Here is a 10,706-nt window from a genome sequence, read left to right on the forward strand (position 1 = left end):
ATCAAGGTCTCTTGGGCACGAGGTCCGCGAAGCTTTCCAGTTCCTTTGCACTCTCGCCGACATCGTCCAGCATCTTTTGCACCCCTCTGAAATAAGGCAGCCTTGGCCGCATCCAGCCGAAGAGGATCCTCGACAGAATGTAACAGATCAGGAAAACGACAACGTAATTCGCAGCCCAACCGGTAAAAGGTATGGGAAAGTCAATCCCCATGAACCGCGTCTGCATCCAGGCCAGGCAGAAGAACACAGGCCACAGGTTGGCGGCGGAAAGAGCCACGGCGTTGAAAAAAACCTTTCCAAAAGCGTCGTTGGCCTCTTTGTTGCGGGTTTTGTACTCTTCCTTATTCCCCGATTTCAAAGCGTCCAGGGAGAGGTTGTTCATCCTGACCATCTTGGTGTTAAGGACCTTCAGGTGCTTCCTGTTCAGCCTGTAGGCGATCGAGATGGTGAATTCCCCGACGACGACCGTCAACATGGCGACGATGAAGGTCCCCAGGAAGAAGTCGAAGACAGGATTACCGGTTATCCGGTAAAAAACGATGAGCACCTGGTCCAAATAACCCCAGAATCCCACGCGATCAACCCCTCAACTTGGGGACTATTGCAAACAGTCCCTGGTTTTTCAACATCTAACGACCGAGGCGTGCCGGTTCCGGGTCAAACCCGGAACCCGGCGCACCCCGTACAGCCCGGGACCTACATCGGCACCCAGGACTGGCCGAAGAAGCCCTTGCTGAAGTAACCGATTCCGACATAGAGGGCCAGCACCACAAACAGCCGTTTCAGCCAGATCTCGGGAACGTACTTCTGCGTGCGCGGCCCGATGATCGAGCCGATGAAGATGCCGACCAGTTCCACCCCGATCAGCGACCAGTATACGCCGGCGCCGGCCAGTTTGATGTAGGCCGTGATGCTGGCGACCATACTGATGAACACCGTGAGGGCCGAGGTGCCGGCCACAATGAACATCGGCAGGCCGACGATGCTGGTCAGGAACGGCACGTACAGGAAACCGCCGCCGACGCCGATGAAGGAGGAAATAGCGGCGATGACGATGCCGCCGAGCACCGGCCAGATAGGATTAAAGCCGAACTCCACGCCGCAGAAGGTGAATTCCACCCGGCTTGCGCTCCACCTGGTGACCTTGACGCCGGTCTCGACCGTGGAGCCCTTCTCCTTCACGCTCTTTTCAAAGGCCTGGGCTGCTTCCTTCGCCGCTTTTTTGCTGGCCTGTCCTCGCGCTGTAGTCTCGTAGAGCAGGACCGCACCGACAATGAAAACAAAGACGCCGAACCAGCCCTGGTACTGACTGAACGTCACCTTGCCGCCCGTGAGCCAGGGGATGGCGACAGCGCCGACAATGGAGCCGAGACCGAGGGCCAGGCCCAGCGGCCAGACCAGGCGCCCCACACGGTAGTAGTTGTAGCTCGAAACCAGTGACGAAAGCATGACGAGAAACTGGTTGGAAACGCGGATGCTGTCGGTAAGCAGCTTGTTGACCGTCGGCGCCGTCTGCTTAAAGCTCTTGGCGTACGCGCCCAGGCCGAAAACGGTCATGTGGCCCACGCCGGCCATAATCCCGCCGAAGGCGCCGACCGTGGAGAAGATCCAGCCCACCCAGATGGCCCACAGGAAGGCCAGCACCAGGTTAACCTGCGGGGCTCCGGGGATGCCCAGGAATCCCCGCGGGGCGTTCGGGTCGATCTGCCCCTTCCCGGTACCCACCGGTACTTCTTGAATGGCCTTACCCAGCTTGCCCGGGATGCCCAGGTCCCCCACCGTCGCCGTAGTCGGGTTGGCCCCCACGCCGCTTGCCCCGGCGAACAGGCATACCAGGAAAGCAAGCAGTACGACAAGGGCCGCTGTGTTCCACAACCGTCCTTTTCTCAAAACACACCCCTCCCTTCCAAAGAATACCTATGCATTAGTCCCGTACCACAAGGATTGGTGATGGTTCCAGAGAGATCTCACCTCCCATACGACCAACGTCCGATGCCGGCACTCCGGTGCGCCGCCTAGAAGAGAACGCCTGCTTAAGCGCTCGCTCCCGGCTGCACCTCGTCGTCCAAATCCGCAACCGGCGGCTCGGCATCCTTGTAGCGCCTGGCGACCTCGTAGGGCCGCGGGTCGGAGTAATCGACATCCATCGCACGCGCGCCTGTATATAAAGCGGCCAGGGTATTGTGGCCGAGCACGCGGTCCTTGGGGGCGAACGTCGTCGTCGGTGCCAGGGTATGCGTCGCAAAACACATGTCGTGGCCTAAACAGATACCGAGCTGAACCGAAAGGTCGACCCGCAATTGGTTGTCGATCTTGGCCTGGCCGACCGGATTGCAAGCCGATTCAAACTTGGCGCCGGGGTTCATGTAAGGCGTGTTCTGCTCCTTCTTGTCGATGCCGCTCGTCTTGCAGCAGACCGAGTAGACGAGAAAATACTGTTTGAGAATATCCGAAAGCATCCCGGCTTCCTCGAACAGGCCGTTGCAGAAACCCAGGCTGATCGATTTGAAGCCCGCGCGCTGGCCGAAAACAATCAGCTCCTGAAGCCGGGTTCTCCTGACCTGCCCGGGCTTCGGCAGCCCTTTCCCCTGGAGATATTTCTTACGCTGGTAAGTGGTGTAGACGACGGTCAGCGGGTGATGGCCCAGCACCCAGTCCGCGGCTGCGAAGTTCGTCACCGGTACCCTGCTGTGTCGGTTGAAGAGGATGTCCTGTTCGATGCACAGCCCTAAGGAAACGTGCATAGGCGCCCCGAAATCGTTCAAGACCTCGACCTTGGCCCGTTCGTCACGCCGGTAAAGGTCGAACCGCCTGTCGGGATCGTGAACAAACCGCTGGTCGGGCGTAAGGCAGTAGTCACAGCACACGGCATTGACCTCAAAATGCGGGGAGAGAGCCTCGATCATCATCCGGGCCTCGCGGTTAAAACCGGCGCAGTAGGCCAGTCCCAGCCGGCGGCATTCCATCATCAGGCCGATGAAGATCAATTCCTGAAGGCGGGTCAGGTTATTGCCGTAGACGTGTTGCAGGAAGGCGCTGTACGTAACGTAAGGCCGCACGGCGGGATCCCTGTATTCTGGGAGTTCCAGCTTGCCCCCGAGGCAGTCGCGCCCCTCCTTGCTGCAAGCCATTTTCAGGTTGCAGTATGCGCACTTCATTAGAGAGACTCCCCCTCTGCGGTGATGTAAAACAGGCAATACCATGGTGACAACAGTAAAAAGCGACAATGCCACGGGAAAAACAAAGAACATGTAACGCGGTTGTCGCGTTACATGGCAGGAAAACGGTCACGTTTTTGATCATTTGATAAATTATAGAACACAAACGACAACCCGGCAGTCCATGGCAAGACCAAACGCATGTTATCTTCATTGCATCTGATATGTCGCAAGGCAGGCGATGATAACGTCGGCTGTCCGACTTTTCCAATGTCGGGCAGCCGACGTGGTGTTGTGTGAAGATGAGGACGTGTTCCGAAAAGAAATCCGGGGAATATCTTTTAGAATACCAGCTTGACTCCCACGCCGAGCAGGATCAGCCCGCAGGCGAACTGCGCGCGGCTGCCCACGTGCCGGTAAATCGAGCGGCCCAGGAAGAGGCCGGCGGCCGTCATCGTCCCGGCCACCACGCCGATGACCCCCGCCGCCAGGGCGAGCTGCGCGCCGATGGTCCCCAGCGTGAACCCGACGCTCAAGGCGTCCATGCTCACGCTGGCGGCGAGGACGATGATGCTCCAGACGCCGTTTATCCTAACGGGCTCCTCCCGGTGCCTGCGGAGGGTCCCGATCGTCATCCGCAATCCGAGGTAGATGAGGATAGCCGCCCCAATGTAGGCAGCCGTCCGGCCCGCTATCGTTCCCAGGAGCTCCCCGCCCCACCAGCCGAGCACGGGGAAGGCGATGTGAAAGACGAGCACCACCAGCACCAGGGCCAGGGCCTGCTTGCGCCCGATCCCGGTGAGGGCCAGTCCCAGGCTTAAGGAAAAGGCGTCGGTGCCCAGGGCCACGGCCAGCAGAAAGAGCGTCAGCGGACTCATCTATCATCCCCCACCGTAATCACTTTGCCCGCCGCCTTGCGCAGCCGGTTCATCACCGCTTCGCCTACGCCGACAGGTTCGACGCCTTCGGCGACGATGGCCGTAACCCCGTCTTCGTCGCACCGCCGCAATAATTGGTATAGGCGCGCCCCCACCCGGGCGGGATCGTCACGCAAACCCATGACGTACACCCGGTCGCACGGCAAAAGCCGCGCGGTCTCGGCGCTGCAAAGGACGGCGACCCTGTGACCCGCGGATTTCAGTTCCGCGGCCAGTTCCGCGATGCGCCGCGGGACCCCGCGGCGGTCGCCCTCCACGAGGTAGAGCTCGCCGCGCGGGGCGTAGTGCCGGTATTTCATGCCGGGCGCGCGGGGTCTTTCGGTTTCTCCCCGGCCGGCCACGGCCACGTCCGTGCCGATGGCCCGGGTCAACGCCTCCCGCGTCACTCCTCCGGGGCGCAGGACGACCGGGACGTCCGTCGTGAGGTCCAGAATGGTGGATTCAAGTCCGTGCGGCGCGGGCCCGGCATCCAGGATGACTTCCACCCGCCCCTCCAGGTCCTGCCGGACGTGTTCCCCCGTCGTCGGGCTGGGCCGGCCGGAGACGTTGGCGCTCGGGGCGGCCACGGGCAGGCCGGCCGCCCGGATCAAGGCCAGGGCCACCCGGTGGTCGGGCATCCTTACGGCGACGGTGTCCAAACCCGCGGTAACCTCCCCCGGAACAGCATCGGCTTTGGGCAGCACGAGCGTCAGCGGGCCGGGCCAGAAAGCCTTGGCGAGCTTTACGGCCAGCGGGGGCAGGCCGGCCGTGATGGCAGCCGCCTGCTCCAGGTCGCTGACGTGGACGATCAGGGGGTTGTCGGCGGGCCTTCCCTTGGCTATGAATATTCGCTTTACGGCCCTGCTATCCAGGGCATTTGCTCCCAGGCCGTAAACGGTCTCGGTGGGAAAGGCCACCAGCCCGCCCTGTCGCAGGATGCGCGCCGCGGCCGTGATTACGTCCTGATCGGGGTTTATTGGATCAACCCGCCAATAATGCGTTTCTACCAGCATGGCAGTAAAATCTGTCACCTGCCACCCAAGCCTGTCTTTGTAGTATACCACACCCGGGGCTTCTAACGCCCAAAACTTGACAAAAAATAATAAGGACCCCCGCACAACCGCAGGAGCCCTTTCATCCGAAACGGGCGCCAAGGTTGCCGCCGCCTCAAACCACCCATTCGGCCAGCTTCCCGGCGTCCTTGATGACGATTTTGCCCCCCTCCACGCTGATGCAGCCTTCGTCCCGGAAAGTGTTCATCAGCGAGGTGACCGTCTGCCTGGTGGAGCCGATCATGGAGGCGATCTCGCTGTGAGTGAGCTTGAGCCCGATCTCCAGGCCCCGGTCGGTAGGCACGCCGCAGCGCGCGCTGAACTTCAGGAGCAGCAGGGCGAGCCGCCCCGGCGCCTGCCAGCACATCAGGTCGTAGACCAGGGCTTCGGCGAAACGCATGCGCGACCCGAGCAGCGACGCCACTTTCAGCGCCAGGCGGTGCTCCGTGGACAAAACGTCCAGAAACTGGTCCTTGGTCAGGACGATCATGGTCACGTCGGTGATGGCCCTGGCGAAACAGGTGCGCTTGCTGTTACAAAGAGCTTCGGCGAGGCCCATGATTTCGCCCGGGTTCCGCGTGCCGCCCACCGTAAACTCGCGCCCGGACGGGCTGATGCGGTAGATCTTCACGTATCCTTCCTCCAGCAGGTAGACCCGGTCGGCGTATTCCTCGGCCGAGAAAATAATCTGGCCCTTGGGGTAACGCACCCTGATGCCGGCCTTGCAGAGCACCTCGCGCTCGCGTTCGTTGACTGTGAGGGCTTTCTCGTTCATCTTAAAGACCTTTTCGGTCATCTAAAACCATCTCCCGATATTGCAGAAAGTTGATCTTGTAACTTGAGTTTTATTTTAACGTCTTACTGTGCCCATGTTAACCGATTTCCTGCCCTCCGTCTCCCATTGATCATTTCCAGTGTCAGCAAGCCGACACTCGCGCATCCGCGGGCGCGACGGCGAAAACGGCGCAAACCCTCTACAATAATAAGCAAGGTAAAATTGTGCGGTTTTCCTGTCCATTTACGCGGCGCAAAGGCCGAGCAGAAAGGAAAGGGGTGCTGAGCGTGCCTGATGCCAATGGTTTCAGGGTCGGCGTTTTCGTCTGCGATTGCCAGACCACCCTCAACGACGCCATAGATATGGCCCGTCTGGCGGAACGGGCGGGATCACTGGCGCACGTCGTGTTTGTCCGAAAACACAATATCCTGTGCGAAGAAGGACTGGAGATCTTTAAAAACGACATCAGGGAGCAAGCGCTCGACAGGGTTATCGTGGTCGGGTGCTCGCCGCGAACGAGCCTGATGGCGCCCGAACAGCGCTTCAAGCGGGCGGCGGCGGAGACGGGCCTGGACACGACGGCCGTGGAAATCGCCAACATCCGGGAGCAATGCGCCTGGGTGCACCCGGGCATGCGGGAGGCGGCCACCGGGAAAGCCGAAGACATCGTGGCCATGGCCCACGCGCGCGTGCTCCTGAACGAGAAGCGCAACCCCACCCGCCTGCCGGTCACGGACCGGGCCCTGGTGATCGGCGGCGGCCCGGCCGGGATGCAGGCCGCCCTTGACTACGCCCGCAACGGGGTCAAAGTGACCCTGGTGGAAAAGGGCACCCACCTGGGCGGGCAAATGGCACGCGTGGAAAAGCTTTACCAGACTCCCAACTGGCCGTCGACCTGCTCCACTTCCTGCATTCTCCCGAACATCACCAAGCTGATCGCCCTCCACCACCCGACGATCGAGCTGATGACATCCACCGAGGTCACCGGTATCCGTAAAACGGACGGGAATTTCGAGGTCACCCTGTACCAGGCGCCCCAGTTCGTGGACACCCGCAAGTGCGTCGAATGCGGGAAGTGCGCCGAGGCCTGCCCGGTAGCCGTATCGAACGACTTCGACTTCGGCCTTTCGACGCGCAAAGCAATTTACAAACCCTACCGCTTCACCCACCCCAACGCCTACGTCATCGACACGGAGGCCTGCACCAGGTGCGGTGAGTGCGTGCCGGTCTGCCCCGCGGGGGCCGTGACGCTCGACGCCGGCCCGCTCGAAAAGACGATCCGCGTCGGCAGCGTCGTGGTCGCCACCGGTTTTGAAGAGCTGGACGTGCGTAAAGCCAAACCCGAATACGGTTACCAGCTGGAACAGGTGGTCAGCAGCCTGGAGTTCGAGCAGTACTGCCAGCACTTAGGCAAGACGGCGAAAAAGCCGCGCTCGATCACCTTCGTCCTGTGTGCCGGCTCGCGGGAAACCAACGGCAAGGTCGACCCGGAGTGCGGCAACGGCAGTTGCAAGTACCAGCCGCTGGACGGCCCCAAGGCGTACTGTTCGAAAATCTGCTGCGAGTACACCTTGAAACAGGTGCTGCTGTTGCACCAATCGCATCCCGAAATCAAGGTCAACATCATTTACACGGACATCCGCACCGTGGACCGCGCCCCGGAAGAATACTACCGCGAGGCCCAGCAGAAAGGGGTCAATTTCATCCGCGGGCGGCTGACGGCCATCCAGAAAAGCACCGACCGCGAGAGTGTAACGGTGCGCCTGCAGGAACTCCCCAACGGCAGCGAAAACGGCGGGGCCGACGCCGCCCTGGAAACCGACCTGGTCGTGCTGGCGACCGCCTTTAACCCGCGGCGGGACTCCTCGCGCCTGCGGATGCTTTTCGGCATGCAGCCCGACCGCTACGGCTTCGCCGCCGTCAACCAGGGACCCTTCGGCGATTCGCCGGGCTGCCGCATCCTGCGGCCCACGGAATCGACGGTGCACCGCGTCTACGTGGTGGGCGGCGCCGCCGGGCCGGCTTCGGTCCATGAGAGCGCGGCGGCGGCCAGCTCGGCGGTGGCAAGGGCCATGGCTTACCACCACAAGGGGTACACCGAACTCCTGGACTACTATGCCACCGTCAACAAGGACCTGTGCAGCGGTTGCGGCTTCTGCCGCAACGTCTGCCCGCACGGGGCCATCCAGCAGGACGAGGACGGCTACTACAGCACGGACCCCGCCTTCTGCCAGTCCTGCGGCCTGTGCATCGCGGCCTGCCCGAGCGGCGCTATTCAACTGACCAACTATACCGAAAAACACCTGGAGGAACAGTTGAAGGTGGCCTTTCATAACGTCCCGCCCGGCGAGCCCAAGATCCTGGGATACCTCTGCTACTGGTGCTCCTACTCCGGGGCCGATTTCGCGGGCATCAACCGCCTGGAGTACCCGGTGGGCACACGCATCATCCGGGTGAGGTGCGGCGGCAGCGTCAGCCCGGTGCACGTGCTGATGGCCCTGGCTATGGGCGCCGACGGGGTAATCGTGGGCCGCTGCCCTGCCAACAACTGTCACCACCACCACGGCAACGACCTGACGGCCAAGCGGATGTCGATGTGGGAGAAAATGCTGCCCCTCGTCGAGATCGACAGCGCGCGGTTTGCGTCGAAGATCATCGGGTCGGCGGGCTACAAGGAATGGATCGCGGCCGTCCAGGAGATGCACCGGAATATCAAGCGGCTTAAGTCGGTCGTCGGACATCGGACGTTAGAGGTCGGACTCGAAGGAATTCGCTAAAGCGAATTCGACCGGGGTTAATTAAGGTCGTCGGTCGTCGGCCTAAAATGGCATTCGGCGTTCAGCGTTCGGAATTAGGATCAACTTCGTTAAGCTCCAAACCCAGCACTCAGGGCTGATACGAAACCTACCGTCCGTAGTTACTTGGCCAATTCACGATACGTTGTTTCAAACGGCTAACTGAGTGCTGGGCACCTTCGCCAAGAACCGCTACGATGCTCCGCAAGTCGCTCGCTTAAAGAAAGCCGGAATCCATCGAAGGTTTGTAGCAGTCTTATCAAATATCGACTACCTATACCAGACCTAAGGTCCACCCAACAAAGGAGAGAGCCCCCGTATGTTACGGGGGCTCTCTCCTTCAGAGGGGAACAAGAGGGAAAGCTGTCGGTACCGGGAGTAGTGATGCCAGCTGCTTGTTTGTGGTTACGCCAGGCTCTTGAGCTCCGGCGCGTGTTTTGCATCTTCGTCAACCATCTTATGCACCCTGCCGAAGCAGGGCAGCCCGGGGCGCACGGCGCCGAAAACGACCCTTGGCAGCACGTGCGCTTTTCAACTCCTTAAGCCTACATCGGCACCCAGGATTGGCCGAAGAAGCCCTTGCTGAAGTAGCCGAGCCCGACGTACAGGGCCAGCATGACAAATAGGCGCTTCAGCCAGATCTCGGGAACGTACTTCTGCGTGCACGGGCCGATGACCGAACCGATGAAGATGCCGGCCAGCTCGACCCCGATCAGCGACCAGTAAATGCCGGCGCCCGCCAGCTTGATGTAAGCCGTGATGCTGGCGACCATGCTGATGAAGACCGTGAGGGCCGAGGTTCCGGCGACGATAAACATCGGCAGGCCGACGAGGCTGGTCAGGAAAGGCACGTACAGGAAACCGCCGCCGACGCCGATGAAGGACGAAATAGCGGCGATAACGATGCCGCCGAGCACCGGCCAGATAGGATTAAAGCCGAACTCCACGCCGCAGAAGGAGAATTCCACCCGGCCAAGGCTCCACCTGATGACCTTGACGCCGGTCTGGACCCCGAAGCCCTTCTCCTTGACGCTCTTTTCAAAAACCCGGGCGGCTTCCTTGGCGGCCTTCTTGCTCGCCTGGCCCCGCGGGGTGGTCTCGTACAGGAGGACGGCGCCGACGATAAAGATGAACACGCCGAACCAGCCCTGGTACTGGCTGAAGGTCACCTTGCCGCCCGTAAGCCAGGGAACGATGACGGCGCCGACGATGGAGCCGAGGCCGAGGGCCAGCCCCAAGGACCAGACCAAGCGCCCTATGCGGTAGTAGTTATAGCTGGATACCAGGGCCGACAGCCCGGCGAGGAACTGGTTCGAGACACGGATGCTGTCGGTGAGCAGCTTATTGACCGTCGGGGCCGTGTCCTTGAAGCTCTTGGCGTACGCACCCAGGCCGAAGACGGTCATGTGGCCCACGCCGGCCATGACGCCGCCGAAGGCGCCGATCGTGGAAAAGATCCAGCCGACCCCGATCGCCCACAGGAAGGCAAAGACCAGGTTAACCTGCGGCGCTCCGGGGATGTCCAGGAATCCCCGCGGGGCGTTCGGGTCGATGTGCCCCTTGCCGGTACCCACGGGCACTTCGGCGATGGCCTTGCCGAGCTTGCCCGGGATGCCCAGGTCCCCCACCGTCGCCGTTGCCGGATTGGCCCCTACGCCGCTTGCTCCGACCATAAGGAGAACCAAAAATGAAAGCAGCAAAATGACAGCAACCGTGTTCCACAGCGGCCTCTTTTGCAAAATTCGCGCCCCTCCTTATTCAGCATTCAGCGTCAGACCGTTTACTAGGTGGTTATGTTTTTTAATTATAAGGGAAACTAATCGATCAGGCAGTCCGACGCCGAACTGCGTCATTGCTTAATTACAGGCAGGAAATACGTTAAGGGGACGGCTTCGCGAATGTCGGCCGGCCGACAATTATGGTAGTCGGTAATCAGTAGCCCCTCATCCTGCAGAATGCAGCACCACAGACATTGAAAAACGGTTGCAGCAGGTCTGGGTTATCCCCGA

At 61.0% G+C, this 10,706-nt stretch carries 8 protein-coding genes; 1 reads left to right on the plus strand and 7 read right to left on the minus strand.

Annotated elements, in window-relative coordinates; all coding sequences use genetic code 11:
• Window position 1 precedes the first annotated feature (1 nt).
• The 6 genes from ACUM6F_RS10695 to ACUM6F_RS10720 form a co-directional block, all read right to left on the minus strand.
• A complete protein-coding gene (locus tag ACUM6F_RS10695) occupies window positions 2-574 on the minus strand; it encodes a hypothetical protein (RefSeq protein ID WP_445349224.1) in 573 nt (190 codons plus the stop codon).
• A gap of 122 nt (window positions 575-696) precedes the next feature.
• A complete protein-coding gene (locus ACUM6F_RS10700) occupies window positions 697-1,890 on the minus strand; it encodes a sulfite exporter TauE/SafE family protein (protein WP_425620500.1) in 1,194 nt (397 codons plus the stop codon).
• A 143-nt stretch (window positions 1,891-2,033) separates the two neighbouring features.
• Window positions 2,034-3,158 (minus strand): DUF1847 domain-containing protein, encoded by a 1,125-nt coding sequence (locus tag ACUM6F_RS10705; RefSeq protein ID WP_445349225.1) that lies wholly within the window; start codon window positions 3,156-3,158, stop codon window positions 2,034-2,036.
• Between the two features lie 341 nt (window positions 3,159-3,499).
• Entirely contained in the window at window positions 3,500-4,036 is a 537-nt protein-coding gene (locus ACUM6F_RS10710) for a manganese efflux pump MntP (RefSeq protein ID WP_445349226.1), read from the minus strand.
• Window positions 4,033-5,106 carry an L-threonylcarbamoyladenylate synthase gene (locus ACUM6F_RS10715; protein ID WP_445349227.1) on the minus strand — a complete coding sequence of 358 codons (1,074 nt, stop codon included), beginning with the start codon at window positions 5,104-5,106 and terminating at the stop codon, window positions 4,033-4,035. The genes ACUM6F_RS10710 and ACUM6F_RS10715 overlap by 4 nt, the downstream gene beginning before the upstream one ends.
• A 136-nt stretch (window positions 5,107-5,242) precedes the next feature.
• The gene (locus tag ACUM6F_RS10720) at window positions 5,243-5,923 is read right to left on the minus strand and encodes a Crp/Fnr family transcriptional regulator (protein WP_425620504.1); all 681 of its coding nucleotides are present in this window, start codon (window positions 5,921-5,923) and stop codon (window positions 5,243-5,245) included.
• 266 nt (window positions 5,924-6,189) lie between these two features.
• Between ACUM6F_RS10720 and ACUM6F_RS10725 the strand changes: the two genes are divergently transcribed.
• Window positions 6,190-8,679 carry a hydrogenase iron-sulfur subunit gene (locus ACUM6F_RS10725; RefSeq protein WP_445349228.1) on the plus strand — a complete coding sequence of 830 codons (2,490 nt, stop codon included), beginning with the start codon at window positions 6,190-6,192 and terminating at the stop codon, window positions 8,677-8,679.
• 563 nt (window positions 8,680-9,242) lie between these two features.
• Here ACUM6F_RS10725 and ACUM6F_RS10730 read toward each other — a convergent pair.
• Window positions 9,243-10,436 carry a sulfite exporter TauE/SafE family protein gene (locus ACUM6F_RS10730; protein WP_445349229.1) on the minus strand — a complete coding sequence of 398 codons (1,194 nt, stop codon included), beginning with the start codon at window positions 10,434-10,436 and terminating at the stop codon, window positions 9,243-9,245.
• Window positions 10,437-10,706: the final 270 nt, after the last annotated feature.

The organism is Desulforudis sp. DRI-14 (assembly GCF_052618305.1).